This window comes from Arminella tubonensis, assembly GCF_003240585.1.
GTDB classification, from domain to species: Bacteria; Pseudomonadota; Alphaproteobacteria; order Rhizobiales; family Rhizobiaceae; genus Rhizobium; species Rhizobium tubonense.
The window spans coordinates 47,178-66,835 of the sequence record NZ_PCDP01000033.1 but is presented as its reverse complement, the minus strand read 5'-3'; the positions used below and the strand labels follow the sequence as shown (position 1 = coordinate 66,835).

17 protein-coding genes are annotated in these 19,658 nt (G+C 61.3%); 12 read left to right on the top strand and 5 right to left on the bottom strand.

Annotation, left to right across the window (positions count from 1 at the left end):
• Position 1: 1 nt before the first annotated feature.
• The 6 genes from CPY51_RS10745 to CPY51_RS10720 all read left to right on the top strand — a co-directional run bounded on the left by CPY51_RS10745 (position 2) and on the right by CPY51_RS10720 (position 6,923).
• Positions 2-2,281, top strand: coding sequence for an MGH1-like glycoside hydrolase domain-containing protein (locus CPY51_RS10745; RefSeq protein ID WP_111160236.1), 2,280 nt, complete (start codon positions 2-4; stop codon positions 2,279-2,281).
• Between the two features lie 320 nt (positions 2,282-2,601).
• Positions 2,602-3,603, top strand: a complete 1,002-nt coding sequence (locus tag CPY51_RS10740; RefSeq protein WP_420820686.1) for an ABC transporter substrate-binding protein — start codon at positions 2,602-2,604, stop codon at positions 3,601-3,603.
• Positions 3,593-4,510 carry an ABC transporter permease gene (locus CPY51_RS10735; protein WP_111160234.1) on the top strand — a complete coding sequence of 306 codons (918 nt, stop codon included), beginning with the start codon at positions 3,593-3,595 and terminating at the stop codon, positions 4,508-4,510. The genes CPY51_RS10740 and CPY51_RS10735 overlap by 11 nt, the downstream gene beginning before the upstream one ends.
• Positions 4,507-5,286, top strand: coding sequence for an ABC transporter permease (locus CPY51_RS10730; protein ID WP_111160233.1), 780 nt, complete (start codon positions 4,507-4,509; stop codon positions 5,284-5,286). Before CPY51_RS10735 ends, CPY51_RS10730 begins: the two co-directional genes overlap by 4 nt.
• A complete protein-coding gene (locus tag CPY51_RS10725; RefSeq protein WP_111160232.1) occupies positions 5,273-6,334 on the top strand; it encodes an ABC transporter ATP-binding protein in 1,062 nt (353 codons plus the stop codon). Before CPY51_RS10730 ends, CPY51_RS10725 begins: the two co-directional genes overlap by 14 nt.
• 1 nt (position 6,335) lies before the next feature.
• Complete coding sequence (locus tag CPY51_RS10720) at positions 6,336-6,923, top strand: cysteine hydrolase family protein (protein WP_111160231.1); 588 nt, start codon at positions 6,336-6,338, stop codon at positions 6,921-6,923.
• Between the two features lie 15 nt (positions 6,924-6,938).
• Here the strand turns inward: CPY51_RS10720 and CPY51_RS10715 are convergent, their stop codons facing one another.
• Positions 6,939-7,787: a ferredoxin--NADP reductase gene (locus CPY51_RS10715; protein ID WP_420820684.1), complete on the bottom strand. Its 849-nt coding sequence runs from the start codon at positions 7,785-7,787 to the stop codon at positions 6,939-6,941.
• Between the two features lie 120 nt (positions 7,788-7,907).
• Positions 7,908-8,354, bottom strand: a complete 447-nt coding sequence (locus tag CPY51_RS10710; RefSeq protein ID WP_111160230.1) for a MarR family winged helix-turn-helix transcriptional regulator — start codon at positions 8,352-8,354, stop codon at positions 7,908-7,910.
• 270 nt (positions 8,355-8,624) lie between these two features.
• Between CPY51_RS10710 and CPY51_RS10705 the strand changes: the two genes are divergently transcribed.
• From CPY51_RS10705 to CPY51_RS10680, 6 genes are all read left to right on the top strand, one after another.
• On the top strand, positions 8,625-10,118 hold the full coding sequence (locus CPY51_RS10705; protein ID WP_111160229.1) for a 6-hydroxynicotinate reductase: 1,494 nt from the start codon (positions 8,625-8,627) through the stop codon (positions 10,116-10,118).
• Positions 10,119-10,130: 12 nt separating this feature from the next.
• The gene (locus CPY51_RS10700) at positions 10,131-11,069 is read left to right on the top strand and encodes a UPF0280 family protein (protein ID WP_111160228.1); all 939 of its coding nucleotides are present in this window, start codon (positions 10,131-10,133) and stop codon (positions 11,067-11,069) included.
• Positions 11,062-11,646, top strand: coding sequence for an amino acid synthesis family protein (locus CPY51_RS10695; RefSeq protein WP_111160227.1), 585 nt, complete (start codon positions 11,062-11,064; stop codon positions 11,644-11,646). The genes CPY51_RS10700 and CPY51_RS10695 overlap by 8 nt, the downstream gene beginning before the upstream one ends.
• Positions 11,643-12,227 (top strand): amino acid synthesis family protein, encoded by a 585-nt coding sequence (locus CPY51_RS10690; RefSeq protein WP_111160226.1) that lies wholly within the window; start codon positions 11,643-11,645, stop codon positions 12,225-12,227. The genes CPY51_RS10695 and CPY51_RS10690 overlap by 4 nt, the downstream gene beginning before the upstream one ends.
• Before the next feature lie 85 nt (positions 12,228-12,312).
• Positions 12,313-14,400, top strand: a complete 2,088-nt coding sequence (locus CPY51_RS10685; protein WP_111160225.1) for a hydantoinase/oxoprolinase family protein — start codon at positions 12,313-12,315, stop codon at positions 14,398-14,400.
• Complete coding sequence (locus tag CPY51_RS10680) at positions 14,397-16,145, top strand: hydantoinase B/oxoprolinase family protein (protein ID WP_111160224.1); 1,749 nt, start codon at positions 14,397-14,399, stop codon at positions 16,143-16,145. The genes CPY51_RS10685 and CPY51_RS10680 overlap by 4 nt, the downstream gene beginning before the upstream one ends.
• 27 nt (positions 16,146-16,172) lie before the next feature.
• On the opposite strand, the gene CPY51_RS10675 is transcribed toward CPY51_RS10680, so the two are convergent.
• The 3 genes from CPY51_RS10675 to CPY51_RS10665 are packed head-to-tail and all read right to left on the bottom strand — an operon-like array spanning position 16,173 to position 19,628.
• Entirely contained in the window at positions 16,173-17,378 is a 1,206-nt protein-coding gene (locus CPY51_RS10675) for a dihydrolipoamide acetyltransferase family protein (protein ID WP_111160223.1), read from the bottom strand.
• A 2-nt stretch (positions 17,379-17,380) separates the two neighbouring features.
• Complete coding sequence (locus CPY51_RS10670; RefSeq protein ID WP_111160222.1) at positions 17,381-18,394, bottom strand: alpha-ketoacid dehydrogenase subunit beta; 1,014 nt, start codon at positions 18,392-18,394, stop codon at positions 17,381-17,383.
• A 1-nt stretch (position 18,395) separates the two neighbouring features.
• Positions 18,396-19,628 carry a 3-methyl-2-oxobutanoate dehydrogenase (2-methylpropanoyl-transferring) subunit alpha gene (locus CPY51_RS10665; protein WP_111160221.1) on the bottom strand — a complete coding sequence of 411 codons (1,233 nt, stop codon included), beginning with the start codon at positions 19,626-19,628 and terminating at the stop codon, positions 18,396-18,398.
• Between the last annotated feature and the right edge of the window lie 30 nt (positions 19,629-19,658).

Below are 19,658 nucleotides of genomic sequence, written 5' to 3'. Positions count from 1 at the left end.
TATGTGCGGTCACTCGACGATTCCCCTCAATAGAGCCTGGAACAGCTGGTCGCTACGCCCTGCCGAGCTCACTTTTCTTCCCCTCGGCATCAGGGTGACACCTGTGCTCTATTCCAGCCGGTCAAGGCGCGCGAGCCTCATCGAGCCAAGGAGCGACAAGGTCCGCTTCGGCCGGCATACGATCGACAACCGCCTCATCGAACTGGAGACCGAACTGTCCGGCACGGTGATCGGCTTGCGTGCACAGTCCGGCGACCCGTTTGCGATACGCGGCGACTGGCAGGCGACTGCCCTTGGCGAATGGGGCACGCGCTTCTGGCTGACGCTGGCAGTCTCGGCAGACGGTGGGGAAGCCGTCAAATACGACCCGGTCGAGAAAGCAGCGCTTGTTTGCGTCGACCGTCGCCATGTTGCGATCGTCACCCGAGACGCGCCGATCCAGGTCACCGGCCACGACAGTGTCGACGCGCTTGCGGCCGACTTCGAGGCGAACGGCTATTTCTACACCGCCACGCGCAGCAACGCCGATCCCGTTCTCGGTTTGCGCTTCAACATGGAGATGATGCGCGAGGGAGGCTATGCGGCGGCCGTCGCCGATACCGAGGCTCTTGCGATCGCCAAGGCGCGCGCTTGCCTGGCCGCGAGCGACGCGACGCTGCCTTCGGTCCACCAGGGCCGGTTTGCCGGATCACTCGATGCTGTTCGCGATGTCGTCGGCTGGAACACGATCTGGGACCGGGTCAACCACCGGCCCTATACCGCGGTGACGCGAATATGGAATCTCGGCGAGTTCGCGGTCTGGTACAACGACCAGACCTTCGCCGGGCTGCTGGCGGGCCTGTTCGATGCCGATGTCGCCCGCGAGAACATGTCCGTTGCTCTTGCCGGCGCGACGCCGCAGGGCAATATCGCCTGCATCGTGACGTCGAACGACGCCTGGGTCGACCGTAGCCAGCCTCCCCATGGCGGGCTCGTCGCCTGGCTGCTCTATCAGCGGACCGGTGAGAAGTCGCTGCTTCAGGCGAGCTATCAGGCTCTTGCGCGCAACCAGCGCTGGTGGCGGGAAAACCGGGATCCGGATCGATCGGGATTGATCTCCTGCGGCACAAGCGATGTCGGCGAAGGACTATACAAGGGGACGGTCTTCGGCGCGCGGAACGAGACTGGCATGGACAACTCCGCCACGCATGACGAAGCGACTTACGATCCCGCCACCCGTACGCTTTCAACCTACGATCTCGGTCTTAACTGCGCCCTGGCTCTTGACGCAGAGATGCTGTCGAAGATCGCGAGCGTCCTTGGCTACCGGGAAGACGCGTTGGAGTTCGCGTCACTGGCTGACATCAGCCGCAACCTCATAGGCAGCGAATTATGGGATGAGAGCCGGGGTCTGTTCGCCAATCGGCAACGCGCGGGGGGCTTCGTGCGATCGCTTTCGCCCACCACCTTCTATCCCCTGCTTTGCGGCGCGGCGAACCCCGAACAGGCGTCACGGTTGCTCGAGCATCTGGCGGATCCCGAAACGTTCGGCGGTGCTTTCGTCCTGCCGAATTCCACCCGGGACGACCCCTCCCACGCCGAGAACGTCTATTGGCGAGGCCGCATCTGGCCGAACGTAAACTATATGGTCTGGCTCGGCCTCAGGCGGTACGGCTTCAATCGGCACGCCCTCGAACTTGCCGGGAAAAGCTACGAACTCTTCATGCAGAACTGGAAAGAACATCGCATCGCCGCCGAGAACTACAATTCGGACAACGGTGAGGCCATGGACCAGGGCGACACCGATCCCTTTTACATCTGGTCGGCGCTGCTGCCCCTGATGGCGGTCGAGGAGATTTGCGGCTTCGACCCCTGGACCGGATGGACGATCACCAGTGATGGTGCTGACGTGATCCTCGGTCCGTTGCTAACGCCGGTCGGTCGGGTCACGCTGCGAACCATCGCTGGCGTCACCTCTCTCTTCAACGAGGCGGGCCACCTTCTGACCACGGATTTCATCGGTCGGATTGCTCAGATAAATTTTGGCAGAGGTTACTTTGCCTGCATTCTCGAAGGCGGGTCCCAACAGGACGCGCGTCTCTCTTTGCCCGGCCTTGACGTGGATTCAATCATCGGCGCCCGGCTCGGGGACACGACATTGACCGCATATGCCGTCGACGGCGGCGTAGAATTCGTCGTGCCCGGCGCGCTCGACGGCAAGGCGCTTCAACTGTGGTTCATGCCGGTCGATAATGCCGATGTGGCTTCCAGTAATGCCTGGCTTGACAATGCAAAGGGATGAACATAATCATTTGTATACAAACAGATTGGACCGAGCCGCCAAGAAGAGCGCAAGCCGGGATCCAGATCAGAAAGGACCGGGGCGGCCGTTGCACGCCCGCCTAGAAGATTTCTGTTTCAAGTTGCATGCTCGATGGTTGCCCAAGAGGAAAAGGGGTGCGATCGGGCCAGGTAGGTTGCTGTCACGGCCAACAAGGCCGGCGACGTTGATTGCACGCCGACAACAAGAGAGAGGGGCAAACCAGCATGTTTAACACCACACGACGTCAGACACTTGCGCTCATCGGAACCGGGGCGCTTGCCGCCGCCGCTTCTACCATCATGCCCCGCCAGTTGCGTGCTGCCACGAAGATTACCGTCCTCAACTGGCAAGGATACGGCACGGACGAGAAATGGGCCGTCAAGGCATTTACCGACAAGACCGGTATCGAAGTGGTGCACGACTACTTCAGCTCCGAACCGGAAATGCTGACGAAACTGCGCACCAATCCAGGCGCCTATGACGTCGTCCTAATCAACAGCGCCCGCACGCAGCAGGCGGCCGGCGAAGGCCTTATCACTGCGATCGATCTGTCCGCCGTCAAGAATTCGGCGGGACTGTCGCCGGAATTGAAGGGCCACCCTAATCTGCAGCTGGATGGCAAGACCTACGGCGTCTCCTGGGTCTGGGGTATCACCTCGCTTGCAATCGTCGAGGGAGCGCCGAAACCCGACAGCTATGCCGCACTCGGGGATCCCTCCCATAAGGGCCGTGTTGCCTTGTTTGACGACGCTGTCACAGGCGTTGCCATCGGCGCCCTTCTTTCCGGTCAGGACATGAACAATCCAAAGGATCTGGCCGCGGTTACTGAGAAGCTGAAGGGCTTCAAGGACAACGTCAAGCTGCTTTGGTCCAGCGAAGACCAGTGGAACAAGTCGTTCGCTGCCAAGGAATTCGACCTTTCCGTCTATTGGTCGGGAGCGGCGGTGCGCTCGAAGCGCAACAGCAAGCTGCCCGTCGAGTTCGTCGTTCCGAAAGAAGGCGGCATTGGCTGGCTCGATAGCCTCTGCGTGCCGGCCGGCGCTGCCAATGCCGAGGCTGGGCTGTCCTTCATCAACTACATGATCGACCCTGATTTCTATGTAGAATGGGCGACTAAAGTCGGCGCTCCCGCTTCGGCGAACGCGGCGGCCATGGAGAAGCTTCCGGCCGACGACCTGAACCGGGCAATCCATAAGCCGGAATACCTCAAGACGATGACAATCCAGTCTGCATTGCCTGACGATCGTCGTGAATCTTTCAACAACCTCTGGCAGGAAGTGAAAGCCTTCTATGCCGCTTGAGGCAAACCAGACGGCCGCGAGCGCGTTGCAAGGCGCGCGCGGCCGGGGCCGCCTGCCCGGCTGGTTCCCGACCGTCGCCCTTCTGCTGCCGACCTACGGCTGGCTTTTCGTGGCCGTCTTTCTGCCGCTCCTGACGATGCTGGTGTTCAGCTTCATGAACGCGACGCCGATGGGACGCGCGCCGATCGTCTTTACGCTGAAGCAATATAAGTCGTTTGTCACCCAGCCCTATCTCGTCGGGATCGCCTGGACTTCGCTCCTGATCGGGTTCGCGACCACCATCTCCTGCGCCATTCTCGGCTTCTTCGCCGCCCTTGCGCTTGCTCGCGCGACTGCCAATCGCATGCGCGAAACGTTGCTCATACTGATCCTTCTTCCGTTCTGGACAAACGGACTTGTCCGCATCTTTTCCTGGACGATGGTCCTGCGCGAAGGCGGTTTCCTCGACAGCGTCGTTCACTGGCTTGCGCCTGAGGCCGGCTCGGTCGGATTCCTCTACACGCGCCCCGCCATAGTCGTCGGACTTGTCCATGGCTACCTGCCCTACATGATCCTGACCTGCTACATCGCGCTGGTGACGATCGACGATGCGATTGTCGAAGCGGCCGCGAGCCTTGGTGCACGCTGGTGGACGATCCTCTTCAGGATACTTGTGCCCATGGCCATGCCAGGCATCGTGTCCGGATCGGTGCTGACCTTCGTACCCGTCATCGGGTCGTTCATGGAGCCGCGAATTCTCGGCGGCCGGGTCGGGGTCACGATGGGCACTGTCATCGAAGACCAGTTCACCCAGGCCTTCAACTGGCCGCTCGGCGCCGCCCTTTCCTTCACCATGCTGGCTGTGGTCCTTGCGATCTTCGCCACTTTCTCCGGTGTGCTTCGGCGCGGCACGGGGGCACCAGCATGACTGCCCTCGCCCGCATCTACCTGCTGTTGATCCTGGTCTTCCTGTACCTTCCGATCGTCGTGATGATGGCGATGGGGTTCAACGAATCCTCGCTCTACGAGTTGCCGTTTCACTTCTCGACGAAATGGTATTCGGAACTTGCGGGCAATGACCAGTTGATCACCTCCGGCATAAACAGCGTCGTGATCGCGGTCATCACCGCGGTTGTGGCTACGGTTCTCGGCACGATGGCGTCAGTCGCCCTTGCCCGTCGCACGTTCAAGGGCAAGACGCTGCTTCAACTCCTGCTTCTGCCACCAATTGCGATACCATGGCTTATAACCGGCACGGCGATGCTCGTCTTCTTCTTCTGGACCGGCATCGGCCGCGGCATGCATGCGCTCATCATCGGTCACGTCGCATTGGCAATCCCCTATGTGGTGCTGGTCGTCGGAACCGGATTTCAGACGATCCGGGCAGATCTCGAGGAAGCCGCCATCAGCCTCGGCTCCACGCCCCTACACGCCTTCTTCTCCGTGACGCTGCCGCTGCTCGCGCCAAGCATCGTCGGGGCCGCATTGTTCGCCTTCGCCGTTTCGCTCGACCAATTCGTGATCTCGTATTTTCTGGCAACGCCGGGCTACACGACCCTGCCCGTCCAGATCTACTCGGCGATCCGCAAAGGTTTCACTCCGGAGATAAACGCAATCTCGACCATTCTGCTGCTTGGCTCCATGGCTTCGATCCTTGTCTTCGTTCTCTTCGCCCGCCCGGGAGGCATCAGTGACAAACGTTGAAGTATCTTCGGTCGCGAAGTCCTACGGCCAGACCCCGGTGCTGTCTGACATCAGCACAAGCTTTGCTGAGGGCTCGTTCACAAGCCTGCTCGGCCCTTCCGGCTCTGGAAAGACAACCCTGCTGCGGATCGTCGCTGGCTTCATAGCCCCGGATATGGGAACGGTATCGATCGGCGGCAGCGACGTGACCGACACGCCTGTCTGGGCACGCAACATCGGAATGGTGTTCCAGAACTATGCCTTGTTTCCGCACATGACTGTTGCTGAGAATGTCGGGTTCGGCCTTGCCCGCCGCGGCATAAAGGGCGAGGACGCACGGCGTCAGGTGGAGGAGGCGCTGGAGATGGTGAGGCTACCAGGATACGGCAGCCGCAGACCCAAGCAACTTTCAGGTGGCCAGCAGCAACGGGTGGCACTGGCGCGCGCTATGGTCATCAAGCCAAGCGTTCTTCTGCTCGACGAACCCCTATCGGCGCTTGATCGCCGTCTGAGGCAGGAAATGCAGGTGGAGCTTCTTCGCATCCAGCGAGAAACCGGGCTGACGACCATTTTCGTGACCCACGACCAGGAAGAGGCCCTGACGCTTTCCGACCGCGTCGCAATTCTCGACCGCGGCAGGATTGTCCAGATCGGAGCACCATCCGAGATCTACGAGCGGCCGAGGACGAGGTTCGCCGCACAGTTCCTTGGAGACGCGAATTTCCTGACCGGAACGGTTGTCGCTGGTGGGGTGAAGCTAGGGGACGGGACTTTGGTCCGCTCCAGCGGCCCAACCGGCACCATCGGCACGGCTGCCACCCTTGCGGTGCGGCCTGAAAAGATGGCGGTCGTCAGGCAAGGCACGGCTACCGATCCGGAGCGCAACAGCCTGAAGGCGACCGTGCAGACCGTGATCTATGCGGGAGCTGCGCTGACCTATGTTCTGACGACAGCGGACGGGAACGAATTGAAGCTGTTTGCCCAGAACACCGACGGCACCATCCTGCCCGGCAGGTCTGAAGTCACACTCTCCTGGTCTCCCTCCCACACCATAGCCGTCGAGACCTGAGATGGTGCCGTCAGCCCCGACCATTCGCCACATCGTGATCGACATGCAGCGGCTATTTGCCGAAGAGACCGCCTGGCATACGCCAGTCATGGCAGCGATATTGCCCAATATTCTCGAGCTCTGCGACTTCTACGCGGGAAAGACGCTGTTTGCGAAGTTCATGGTGCCTTCCGCGCCCGAGCATGCGCCTGGAAGCTGGGAGACCTATTATCGCCGGTGGTCGATGCTCACGACCGATCAGATGGACCCGGCTATGCAGGATCTGATGGAGCCTCTTGCAGCGATCGCGCCCGAAGGTGCCCTGGTTGAGAAAACCACCTATTCGATCTTCGGTGCTCCGGGCTTTGCCGATAGACTGCGCCAGGAGAACGTCGACACGCTGATTTTCAGCGGCGTCGAGACTGATGTTTGCGTGCTGGCAAGCGTGTTCGATGCCGTCGACGCTGGTTTTCATGTGGTGGTCGCGACCGACGCGGTCGGCAGTTCGTCGACCATGTCGCACGATCAGATCCTTGCACATGTTCTGCCACGCATGCCGGATCAGATCGAACTGGCAACGACTGCCACTTTGACAGCAAGAATGCGCTGAAGCCGAGCCTCAGCATTAGCCGACGAAGGCGCGCTCGACCACGAATGTCGCCGGCGCGTTGTTCGCACCTTCCACAAGACCGAAGGACTGGAGGACCGCCTTCGTATCCTTCAGCATCTCCATCGAACCGCAGATCATGGCGCGATCCATCTCGGGATCGATAGGAGGAAGACCCGTGTCGGCGAAGAACCGCCCGCTCGAAAGCAGATCGGTGATGCGACCCATCCGTGCGAAGGGTTCGCGCGTCGTCGTGGTATGAAGCCGAAGGCGATCTCCGACCAGTTCTCCGATCAGGGGATCCTCGCGCAATCCGTCAACAATGTCCGATATATAGGTCAATTCGTCGACGTCGCGGCAAGTCTGGACGAGAACGATCTCCTCGAACTTCTCGTAGGTTTCCGGATCGCGGATAAGGCTGGCGAACGGCGCGACGCCGGTTCCGGTAGACAGCATATAAAGCCGCTTGCCGGGAATGAGCGCATCAAGCACCAGCGTACCCGTCGGCTTCTTGCGCATAAGCACCGTATCGCCACGGACAATTTTCTGAAGCTCCTCGGTCAGCGGTCCGCCCGGCACCTTGATCGAGTAGAATTCGATTTCTTCATCCCAGAAAGGACTGGCGATGGAATAGGCGCGGTAGACCGGCTTCTCCGCGTTGGGAAGACCGATCATGATGAACTCGCCCGACCTGAACCTGAATTCTGGTGGCCGCGTGATCCGGAACTTGAATAGCCGATCCGTAAAATGGCGCACCTCGGTCACCGTCTGTGCAAAGACGTTCTCGGGAATGGGAAAGCGGACTGTGGCAAGGCCGGCCCCAAGGGGCAGATGCTCGACGGTGGAATTCTTCACTTCCATGTTCATACCAAATCCCTCGCCAACAATATTCATTCGTATACAAACGAATATTCCAGTGTCGGCGAGAAAAGTCAAAGCGTTTTATCGGGAATGTTCGCCTTCCGTCGCGCCTGCCCGGGCCGACAGCTAGCAAAGCTTTTGCAGCAGTTCGAGGAAGATCATTCTTTCGCCTGAGGTCAAAGGCGAGAGGGTCTCTTCCGTCGCGGCTCTTGCGGCCTGCCTATTTTCTGTGACCACCTCTTCCCCCTGCTGCGTCAGCGACAGGACAACCCTTCTGGCATCGGACATGTCGGGAACAGTCGCCACCAGCCCGCGCTTTACCAGACGATCCACGACACCCTTGATGGTCGCGACGTCCATCGCCGTTTCGCGTCCCAACTGATTCTGCGAGCACGGCTGGTTTTGCTGCAGCTTCGAAAGAGCAGACCACTGGGTTGTCGTCAATTTGTCGCCGATTATATTGGAAAAGATGGCTACGTGCCGCTGGTTTGCCTGGCGCAGCAGGAAACCGACCTGTCTTTCGACCTGGTAAGGTGTCTCCTCAATATGCCCGGTTTCAGCGGAAATCTGCATTAAAACGTCCTCGTGCAGGAATTGTATGCATGCGTATGTTCAGGCTTTAACCCTGTCGACGCGATTGTTCAACGTCCTGTGGTCCATTGCAAGGCGCAGGACCGCAGCCTGCCTATATCCCGGACAACGGCCACAGCCGCCAGAGAACTTGACAGCATCTCCTCGAGAGATGATAGTCATTCGCATACAAACAAGAATGGGGAACGAGGACGGAACACCGCCCCGACCTGAACGGCCCTGAGATCAGGCTTAAACGAACAGGAGAGCGGCATGGTGAAACAGCAGGTCGAGAGCACCGCCAACGGCAAGATCCGTTGCGACGCCTGTCCCGTGATGTGCTACATTGCCGACGGACGGGCAGGCGCCTGCGACAGGTACGCCAACGTCGGTGGAGACCTCATCCGCGTCGATCCACTCACAATCATCGAGAACACAATATCTGAGGGCGGCAACATTGTTCCATTCCTCGCCAGACCCGACGAGGCGGAATGGGACGGCGATCTCGTCCAATCGACGAAGCGCTTCGTCACTGCAGTTGGAGCCGGAACAACATATCCCGATTACAAGCCTGCCCCCTTTATCGTCTCGCAGAAGGAAAACGGTGTCGACATGGTGACGGTCGTCACCGAAGGCATCTTCAGCTACTGCGGCGCGAAGGTTAAGATCGACACCGATCGCTTTCTTGGGCCGGAAACATCCGCCATCCGCGTCGACGGCGAGACTGTCGGACATGTAACAACAGGTGAGTACGGATCCCAGATGCTTTCGCTCGGCGGTGTGCATCACCTGACCGGCGGATCGAAGAAGGAAGGCCGGGTCACCTGCGACACGCTTCTCAAGCTTTGCAACGGCGAGGCGGTCGACATGCAGGTCGACGGCGGCGTCAGTCTTACCGTCAAGGCGGGCGCGGCGCCGGTCATCAACGGCGCCGCGGAGAGCCGGATGCGCGTCGGGTGTGGCTCGGCGACGATCGGCATGTTTGCGAAACAGTGGATGGGCCATGTCGACGAGGTCGTCGTCGTCGACGACCATATCACAGGCGTCCTGTCCGAACATCAGGCAGGCAAGCTGCTCGACGTACCGCCGACCGGAATCCGCATCAAGGGACGTCGCTCCACGCCGGGCCGTTACTTCCAGGTGGCCGAACCCGGCATCGGCTGGGGCGGCACCAACATCGCCGATCCTCTGACCATCCTCTCCGAGTTCGACCCGAAGACCGCATGGCCCGGCATGCGGATGCTGATGGTATCCACCACGGGCGAGCAATATGCCTACTACGTGCTCGACGAGAACCTGCGGCCGGAGATTCAGACCGTGCTGCCCGCTGCCATTCAGGAATCGGTCGAGATCATCGCGGAGAACTGCGAACCGGCGCTGTCATCGGTCATGTTCATCGGCGGGGCCGGCGGAAGCTTGCGGGCCGGCGTGACGACGAACCCGGTCCGCCTCACCCGTTCGGTGAAGGAAGCGCTGACCTATGTCTCATGCGGCGGCGCGCCAGCCTATGTCTGGCCGGGCGGCGGCATCACCGTCATGGCGGACGTTACTCAAATGCCGGCCAACTCTTTCGGCTACGTGCCGACGCCCGCGCTCGTTGCGCCGATCGAATTCACCATGCGCCTGGAGGACTACCGGGCCCTGGGCGGCCACATGGAGGCCGTGGTCCCGATCGAAGAGGCGCTTGCGGTCGCGGAACGTCGCGTCAGCCCGATGGGCGGCTCTCCATGGCCGACCGAAGGTCGAAACTTCCGCTGGGGCGGTTGAGCGGAGGTTCGGATGCTCCGGCCAATTTCACGGTTTCTTGACGACGGCAATCCCGACGGACGACTGCATCTGCAGCACGGCCCTGTCGACCTCATCATCGGCGTCGACGACGCTGTGCGTACCGGGCTGGACGGTTCGTTGCTGCGCAAAAAGGCCTTCGACGCTGCGCGGACGCGTTTTAAGACCGTTCTCGAAGAGCTTGTCGGCGAACTCGCCTTGCTGAGGGCTCCCGCCAACAAGCATGCCAAGCGTCCGTCCGGGGCGGTCGCGATGCGAATGATGCAGGCCGTCAGCCCGTTTGCCGAGAGCCACTTCATCACGCCAATGGCAGCGGTCGCCGGAGCGGTGGCCGATGAGATTATATCTGCGATGCTCTTGGCTTTCGATGCCGGCGAAGGTCCCTCACGAATCTACGTCAACAATGGCGGGGACATCTCGCTGCATATCGACCAGTCTTCCGAATTTCGTATCCGCATGGCCTCAGAAAGCGGGGTATCGCTCGGCGATTTCGCGATCGCCGGAACGAGCCCCTCGCGCGGGATTGCGACAAGCGGACGGGGAGGACGCAGCCTGTCGATGGGAATCGCCGACAGCGTCACCATCATTGCCGCGACTGCTGCCGCCGCCGACGCGGCCGCCACCATCGTGGCCAACGCCGTCGACCTGCCGGATCACCGCCAAGTCCGTCGTGCCCGGGCGACCGACGTTGTCGACGACAGCGATCTGGGCGAGCGGATGGTCGTCGTGGATTGCGGCCCCCTGGATGAAGACGAGATCGATCGGGCACTTTCTGCGGGCGCGGCACAGGCGAAACGCCTTCTCGATGCCGATCTGATCCATCGTGCAGCCCTGTTCCTGAAAAATCGCGGCCGGCTTGTCGTGCCAGGCGAAGGCCCGCATCATCAAGTCATTCTTCACAATGCACAAACCGGAGCGACCTTCGATGCCTGAGGTAAATATTCGCAAATTCCTGACGATGATCGAGGAGATCTATCATGAGGGCGGCAAGGCGGCGCAGAAGCCCCTCATGCGGGGGGCGATTGTTGCCGTGATTGAGAATCCCTTTGCCGGCTCCTACCATGAAGAGATCACGGGCTTCATGAAGGACCTGGAGCCGCTCGGGCTGGACATGGCGACACGTCTGATTGCAGCACTCGGTGGAGACCCAGCCGCGGTCGAGGGCTATGGCAAGGGCATCATCGTCGGCCAGAACGGCGAGCTCGAGCACGGCGCGCTCTGGCACGCTCCTGGAGGGTACGCCATGCGCGAGGTTCTCGGCGGCGCAAAAGCGATCGTTCCGTCCTCAAAGAAGGTCGGCGGGCCGGGAACCCGGCTCGATGTCCCGATCACCCACATCAACGCATCTTATGTCCGCAGCCATTTCGACTCGATGGAGGTCGGAGTGCCTGACGGCCCGCGCGGCAACGAAATGGCCGTCGTTCTCGTCATGACCACCGGCGCCCGCATTCACAATCGCGCCGGCGGGCTGAGAGCTTCCGACATCAAGGGCGAGGACGGACTTCGTTGAACGCTTCCATCAGGCGCATATCCGTCATTGTCGAAGAAACCCACGCCGAGATCGGCGTGAAGCTCGACAAGCCGGTCCGAAAGGCGGCAGCGGTGGCAGTCATCGCCAATCCCTTCGCCGGACGCTATGTGGAGGATCTGACCGTTCTGGTCGATCTCGGAGCTGAGCTCGGCGACCTGCTGGGACACAAATGTCTGACTGCCCTCGGCGTCTCTCCAACAGTCGTGGAAAGCTATGGCAAGGCAGCGCTAGTCGGAGAGGACGGAGAGCTCGAGCACGCAGCTGCCCTACTCCATCCCTCCCTCGGAAAGCCGCTCCGCGACACGATCGGAGGCGGTGCTGCGCTGATCCCGTCATCCAAGAAGCGCGGTGGCCCCGGCCGCCCGTTCGACATTCCCCTTGGACACAAGGATGCAGCGTTCGTGCGCTCCCATTTCGACGGCATGGAGGTGTCGGTCAGCGATGCCCCGAAACCCGACGAGATCGTCGTCGCAATAGCAATGGCTGTCGGCGGTCGGCCTCTGCCTCGCATCGGCGGCCTGACGGTTTCCGGCATCGAGGGAAAAGACGGTCTTCGGTGACGTCGGATAAGCAAGCGCGTCGCTTGACAAGCGCTTGATCGATCGACTTAATTCATTCGTATACAAACAATAATGGGAACGAGCCGTGCAACAGTCTTCATCGAACGAAGGGGCCGAACCGGTCGCCGAGCAGTCGCAAGTCGCTGGCATCGATGTTGGCGGAACATTCACCGATCTCGTTCTCTTCGACACGGTCTCCGGCAAGGTACGGCTGGCCAAGACACCGACCACGCTGGACAACCAGGCAACCGGCGTGCTCAACGCGCTCGATGCGGCAGAAGCCGATATCGCCTCGCTCGATCTGATCGTGCATGGCACGACGACCACGACCAACGCGGTGCTTGAACGCAACCTGTGCCGCACGGGGCTCATCACCACACAGGGATTTCGCGATGTCCTCGAACTTGGCAGACGCACGCGCCCCAACGCCTATGGCATGAAGGGTGAATTCAAACCGATCATCCCGAGGGACCTGCGTCTCGAAGTGCCCGAGCGGATGGACGCCGCCGGAAACGTGCTCAAAATACTTGACGAAGACGCACTACGTGCAGCGCTCCAGGAGCTGATCGCCAGGAGTTGCGAAGCGCTCGTCATCCATTTTCTTCACGCCTACGCCAATCCCGCCCACGAATTGAGGGCGGGCGAGATCGCCGCGGAGGTCTGGCCGAATGAAAACATCACGCTCGGCCACGCTTTGCTCTCGGAGAGCCGCGAATACGAACGCGGCGTGACCGCTGCGGTCAATGCCTCCGTCCAACCGCTGCTTGCCCGCTATGTCTCCCGCCTGGCCGACCGGCTCGCGGAGCGCGGCTACAAGCATGACGTGCTCGTGATGAACGGCAATGGCGGCATGGTATCTGCTCGCCATGTTGCCAAGGAGGCCGCAAAGACTGTTATGTCCGGCCCTGCGTCCGGCGTCATGGCTGCGGCCTATACCGGGCGCCGCGCCGGAATCCCGGATCTCATCACCTACGACATGGGTGGAACCTCTACCGACGTCGCTCTCATCCGCAACGCCGAACCTGCTGTCTCCAACGAGATCGAGATCGAGTATGCGATGCCGATCCATGTGCCGATGGTCGACGTCAGAACCGTCGGCGCGGGTGGCGGGTCGATCGCCCGGGTAACGGCAGCCGGCCTCCTGCAGGTTGGACCGGAAAGCGCCGGAGCTTCGCCGGGGCCGATCTGCTACGGGCGCGGTGGAACACGTCCGACGATTTCCGACGCCAACCTCATTCTCGGTCGCCTCAATCCCGCCAAGCTGAATTCGGTGCCGGGCGGCATGTCGGTCGACGACATCAAGGAGATCTTCGAAGCCGAACTCGGCAAGCCGCTCGGTCTGGACGCCGTTGCCTCAGCTGCGGCAGTCTTACGGGTCGCCAACGCCCGAATGGCGGATGCCGTACGAATGGTCTCGGTCAGCCTCGGCGAGGACCCACGCGATTTCGCACTGTTCTCGTTCGGTGGCGCGGGGCCCCTGCATGCGACATCCATCGCCAGAGAGCTCGGCATTCCAAGGGTATTGACGCCGCCGCGGCCAGGCATAACGAATGCGCTGGGATGCGTGGTCGCCGACCTCCGCCATGACTTCGTCAACACGGTCAACCGGCCGCTCGATGTCGCCGACATCGACGCCGTCCATCACCTCTTCGCCAAGCAATCCGAAGAGGGTCGACGCCTGATCGCCAAGGAGCGGGTCGCGATCCGGGAAATCCGGGAAATGCACTCGGTCGACATGCAATTCATCGGCCAGACGCATCTTTTGCGCGTTCCGCTCCCCGGACCGCTACCGACGCACGCCGAGTTGCAGGCCCGCTTCGAGGAGATGTATTTCGGCAGATTCCATGTCGAGCTTCCCGAAATCCGGGCGAGCCTCGTCAACGTCAACACTTCGGTGATCGGCCGTCGCACGGAAATCGATCTGTCCATGCTGATCGACAAGGATGGCCGCAGGGCATCGCTTATGGAAGCCCAGACGGGAAGCAGGCAGGTGTGGTTCGACCGCTGGGTTGAGACGCCAATCTACTGGCGCGACCACCTTCCAGCAGATGCCACCATCTCCGGTCCCGCGATCGTCGAACAGATGGACACGACGATCCTGATCGAGCCCGGCGACAAGGCCGTCCAGGATGCGGACGGAAATATCATCATCACGATCGGAGGCGAGCAATGAGCATCGATCCCATTACCTTGAGCGTCATCCAGTCCGGCCTGCAGCAGGTCTGCGACGAAATGGACCTCTCCTTCTCCCGCGCCGCGTTCTCTCCTGTGATTGCCGAGGCCAACGACCGCTCGGACGGTATCTATTCGGCCGAAGACGGCTCGCTCATCGCCCAGGGCGCCGGCGGCCTGCCGGTCTTCGTTGGCACGATGCAGTATTCGACGCGAACGCTAATCGAGATGATCGCATCTGGAAAGGCTGCCGCGCCGAAGCCCGGCGACATCTACATCGTCAACGATCCCTATCTCGGCGGCACGCATCTGATGGACGTGCGCTTTGCCATGCCCTTCTACCGGGATGGCGAAATCTACTGCTGGCTTTCAAACACCGGGCATTGGCCCGATACGGGCGGCGCGGTACCTGGCGGCTTTTCGGCCTCTGCCACATCTGTCGAGCAGGAAGGCTTGCGGTTGCCGCCGGTCCGCCTTTTCAAGGAAGGCAAGCTCGACGCAGAAATCTACGCGATCATCTGCTCGAACATCCGGGTTTCCGAACAGCGCATCGGCGACGTCAAGGCGCAGGCGGCCGCCCTGCTGGTCGGAGAAAAACGGCTGACACGGATTTTGGACCGATATGGCGACGACATTGTGAAGGCAGCGATCGGCGAGCTGCGCAGACGATCGGCCGAACAGATGCGCGCGAACGTCCGGCTCATCCCCGAGGGCGTCTACCACTCCGTTGCCTATATCGACAGCGATGGCGTGGTGAACGAGCCGCTTGAGATCAGGCTGGCGATCACGGCGAAGGGCGACGAACTCGAGTTCGATTTCACCGGCTCCTCCAAGCCCTGCGCCGGCCCGATGAATTCGGTTCTCGCCACCACGCTCTCTTCCGTCTACCTCGCGATGCGGCATATTTTCCCCGACGTGCCGATCAGCGCCGGCGCATTCGAACCCCTGAAGGTAAAGACGCCCGTCGGCACTTTCCTCGATGCGCACTATCCACGACCCGTGTCCGGATGCGCCGCAGAGGTCTCCCAGCGCATTGCGGAGGCGGTGTTCGCGGCACTGGTCGAAGCACTTCCCGATCGGGTCACCGCCGCTCCCGCCGGCAGCTCCGGCAATTTCGCACTCGGCGGTCATGATCCGGACCGCAGCCGCGATTATGTCATGTATCAGATTTCAGGCGGCGGCTATGGGGGCAACATCGATCATGACGGACTTGCCAATGGTTGCTCGACCATCGGAATATCCAAGGCGCCCCCTGTCGAAATCATGGAGCAGCAATTCCCGGTCCTTTATCACCGCTACGCGTTGCGAGAAGGCTCCGGTGGGGCCGGCCTGCATCGGGGCGGATTCGGGCTCGACTATGAAATCGAGATCCGCCGAGGCAATGCGACCGCAAGCTTCGTGATGGATCACGGCCGCTTCGGCCCGCAAGGTGCGCTCGGCGGTAGCGACGGGCGTCCCAATGTCGTGACGGTGTGGAGAAGCGGCGTTCCGATGACGCCGGAACATCTCTCGAAGGCGCAGGACATCGCCTTGCGGCCCGGAGACCGAGTCCGTGTTCAGACCCCAGGCGGCGGCGGCTATGGCAACCCTTTGGAACGTGACCCCCAGGCCGTCGCCGAGGACGTCCGCCTCGGTCGCTATTCGGTGACGGAAGCAGATGCCGAATTCGGCGTGGCGCTGACAACGGACTTCCGTGTCGACGTCAGCGCAACCGGGGCCAACAGGGCTGGGCGATCAGCCGCCTGATTGCTGCGCGCCTTCGTATGCGCCTCGTCATTCGATCGAAATCAGCGAAGGCGTTTCAAGCAGGGCCTTCACTCGCTGGATGAAGCTCGCCGCATCCCATCCATCCACCACCCGGTGATCGAAGCTCGACGACAGGTTCATCATCTTGCGGGGAATGAACCGGTTGCCGTCCCAGACAGGGCGCATCATGATCTTGTTGACGCCAATGATCGCCACCTCAGGGTGATTGATGATCGGTGTCGTCACGACGCCGCCGAGCGCGCCCAGCGACGTGACAGTGATCGTCGAGCCGGTCAATTCCTCGCGTTGCGCCGTTCCGGTGCGGGCAGCCTCCACCAGCCGGTTCAGTTCGGTGGCGCATGCCCAGATGTCCCGCGCTTCCGCGTTGCGCAAGACGGGAACCATCAGGCCCGCCGGCGTCTGTGCGGCAATGCCGATATGGACCGCTCCATGGCGGGTGATGACGCCGCCCTCGTCATCGAAGGTGGCATTGACGACAGGGTGCTCCTCAATGGCCTTAACCAGCGCCTGTATCAGGAAGGGCAGGATCGTCAGCTTCGGCTGGTCGGATCTGCGGTCGCCATTCATCGTCGCCCGCAAGTCCTCCAGGTCTGACACGTCGATTTCCTCCACATAGGTGATATGCGGAATGCGCGAGGTGGCAAGCGTCATCTTCTCGGCAATGCGGCGGCGCAGGCCCGTGAGCCTGATTTCCTCGACGTTTGTTTTTCCCACCAGATCCGTTGCTTTGGATGTCGGCTGCACGCCGCGACCGACGAAGAGGTCGATATCCTCATGGGTGATCGCCCCGGACGGCCCCGTGCCCCGCACCAGGTGCAGATCGATGCCAGCCTCCTTGGCGCGAAGCCGGACCGCAGGCGAAGCGAGAGGCTTTGGCGCCTGTTCGTGAGCGGCAGCTAGCGCCACGGCTGGCGAAGCTGCCAGTGTCTCGCTTTCGGCTTCCGTCGTCTCTTCGGCCTCGGCCGCCTCACCTCCGACCTCGATCCGCAGCAACGGTGCTCCGACGGCTACGGTGTCGCCGACCTCCGCACCGAGCCAAAGGACGGTGCCGATGACCGAAGACGGAATCTCGACGGTTGCCTTGTCCGTCATGACTGCGGCAAGCACCATGTCTTCCACGACTGGGTCGCCCGGCTTGACGAACCAATCCACAAGCTCGGCCTCGGCCACGCCTTCGCCGATATCCGGCATCTTGATGACAAATTCGCCCATGTTCAGGCCTCCATGACTTCAATGAGCGCGCGGCCGACGCGGCCGGGTCCAGGGAAATAGTCCCACTCCTGCGCATGCGGATAGGGCGTGTCCCAACCCGTCACTCGGACAATCGGTGCTTCAAGATGGTAGAAGCAATGTTCCTGAACCAGTGCAGCCACCTCGCCGCCAAAACCGGAGGTCAGCGTCGCCTCATGCACGATGACGCAACGGCCGGTCTTGTTCACGGATTGCACGATCGTTTCAAGATCGAGGGGTAGCAGGCTCCTGAGGTCGATCACTTCGGCATCGATCCCCGTTTCCGCTGCAGCCGCGAGTGCCACATGCACCATCGTGCCGTAGGCGATTACGGTTGCCGATGCGCCCTGGCGCCGAACTTCGGCCTTGCCGATCGGGATGGTATAGTGTCCGTCCGGAACCTCACCGAGATCGTGTTTCGACCACGGAATGACCGGTCGTTCATAATGACCGTCGAACGGCCCATTGTAGAGGCGTTTCGGTTCGAGGAACATCACCGGGTCCGGGTCTTCGATGGCGGCGATCAGCAATCCTTTGGCGTCATAGGGATTGGAGGGGACGATAACCTTCAGGCCACTGACGTGGGTGAAGAGTGCTTCGGGGCTCTGGCTATGTGTCTGGCCGCCGAATATGCCGCCCCCCGTCGGCATGCGCAGAACGATAGGGCAGGTGAAATCGCCGTGCGATCGATAGCGGATGCGGGCTGCTTCCTGGGTTATCTGGTCATAGGCCGGGTACATGTAATCGGCAAACTGGATCTCGACGCAGGGCTTGAGGCCATAGGCCGCCATCCCGATTGCCGTGCCGACGATGCCGGATTCGTTGATCGGCGCATCGAAACAGCGGGTCTTGCCGTATTTCGCCTGAAGTCCCTGCGTGCACCGAAACACGCCGCCAAAATAGCCGACGTCCTCGCCGAAGACGACGACGTTGTCGTCAAGCGCCATCGAGACATCCATGGCGCTGCGCACTGCTTCGATCATTGTCATTCTGGCCATCTCAGTATCCTGCCTTCTGACGTTGACGGAGGATATGCGCGGGCATCTCGGCATAGACCCCCTCGAAGATGTCGCGCACCGAGGGCTTGCCACCGGCTTGAAGCGTACCGTGGGCTTCCGCCTGCTTTTGGGCCTGGATCACCTCGTCCATGATTTCGGCTTCCGCCTGCGCGTGCCGCTCTTCCGACCACGCCCCCTGCACGATCAGGTGCTTCTTCAAGCGAAGAACGGGGTCGCCGAGCGGCCAGGCCTCGGACTCGGTCTTTGGGCGGTATGCGCTCGGATCGTCCGAGGTGGAATGCGCGCCGACCCTATAGGTGACATATTCGATCAGCGTGGGACCAAGATTTAACCGGGCGCGCTCCACGGCCCAACGGGCAACGGCATAGACGGCGAGATAATCATTACCGTCGACGCGCAGCGCCGGGATGCCGAAGCCAAGGCCGCGGGCCGCAAAGGTGCCGGAGCCGCCGCGGGCGATGCCTTGGAAGGTGGAGATTGCCCATTGATTGTTGACGATATTGAGAACGACAGGTGCCTTGTAGGTCGAGGCGAAGACCAGCGCGGAATGAAAGTCGGATTCCGCCGTCGACCCATCGCCGATCCAGGCTGCCGCGATCCTCGTGTCATTTTTGATCGCCGATGCCATGGCCCAACCGACCGCCTGCACATACTGCGTCGCGAGATTGCCGGAAATGGTGAAGAAGCCGTGCTCCTTGGAGGAATACATCACCGGCAATTGCCGGCCGCGAAGCGGATCGCTCTCGTTGGAGAATATCTGGTTCATCATCTCGACCATCGGATAGTCGTCGGCAATCAAGAGGCCGGCCTGACGGTAGGTGGGGAAGTTCATGTCACCCTTTGCAAGCGCCTTGCGGAAGGCGCAGGCGACAGCTTCTTCGCCCAGATGCTGCATATAAAACGATGTCTTGCCTTGCCGCTGTGCCATCAGCATGCGCGCATCGAAGGCCCGCAGCTTCATCATATTGCGCAATCCGGTCAGCAAATCATCGTCCGAAAGGAGACCGGCCCAGGGACCCACAGCTTCACCCTCGCGGTTAAGAACACGGATGATGGAATAGGCCAGATCACGGATCGTCTCGGGCGCGGCATCCACATCAGGACGCGGCACCGATCCGGCCTTCGGTATCTTGACGGTGGAAAAATCCGGTTGGCCGCCGGGACGTACCGCCGGCTCGGGGACATGCAGACTCAATTGCGTGAACTCGGCCATGCCTTTTCATTCCTCCTCGGTTGCCCCGAA

Coding starts and splice junctions, on each gene's coding strand:
- CPY51_RS10745 (WP_111160236.1), top strand. CDS start 2: ATGTGCGGTCACTCGACGATTCCCCTCAATAGAGCCTGGAACAGCTGG.
- CPY51_RS10740 (WP_420820686.1), top strand. CDS start 2,602: ATGCCCCGCCAGTTGCGTGCTGCCACGAAGATTACCGTCCTCAACTGG.
- CPY51_RS10735 (WP_111160234.1), top strand. CDS start 3,593: ATGCCGCTTGAGGCAAACCAGACGGCCGCGAGCGCGTTGCAAGGCGCG.
- CPY51_RS10730 (WP_111160233.1), top strand. CDS start 4,507: ATGACTGCCCTCGCCCGCATCTACCTGCTGTTGATCCTGGTCTTCCTG.
- CPY51_RS10720 (WP_111160231.1), top strand. CDS start 6,336: ATGGTGCCGTCAGCCCCGACCATTCGCCACATCGTGATCGACATGCAG.
- CPY51_RS10715 (WP_420820684.1), bottom strand. CDS start 7,787: ATGAACATGGAAGTGAAGAATTCCACCGTCGAGCATCTGCCCCTTGGG.
- CPY51_RS10710 (WP_111160230.1), bottom strand. CDS start 8,354: ATGCAGATTTCCGCTGAAACCGGGCATATTGAGGAGACACCTTACCAG.
- CPY51_RS10705 (WP_111160229.1), top strand. CDS start 8,625: ATGGTGAAACAGCAGGTCGAGAGCACCGCCAACGGCAAGATCCGTTGC.
- CPY51_RS10700 (WP_111160228.1), top strand. CDS start 10,131: ATGCTCCGGCCAATTTCACGGTTTCTTGACGACGGCAATCCCGACGGA.
- CPY51_RS10695 (WP_111160227.1), top strand. CDS start 11,062: ATGCCTGAGGTAAATATTCGCAAATTCCTGACGATGATCGAGGAGATC.
- CPY51_RS10680 (WP_111160224.1), top strand. CDS start 14,397: ATGAGCATCGATCCCATTACCTTGAGCGTCATCCAGTCCGGCCTGCAG.
- CPY51_RS10675 (WP_111160223.1), bottom strand. CDS start 17,378: ATGGGCGAATTTGTCATCAAGATGCCGGATATCGGCGAAGGCGTGGCC.
- CPY51_RS10670 (WP_111160222.1), bottom strand. CDS start 18,394: ATGGCCAGAATGACAATGATCGAAGCAGTGCGCAGCGCCATGGATGTC.
- CPY51_RS10665 (WP_111160221.1), bottom strand. CDS start 19,628: ATGGCCGAGTTCACGCAATTGAGTCTGCATGTCCCCGAGCCGGCGGTA.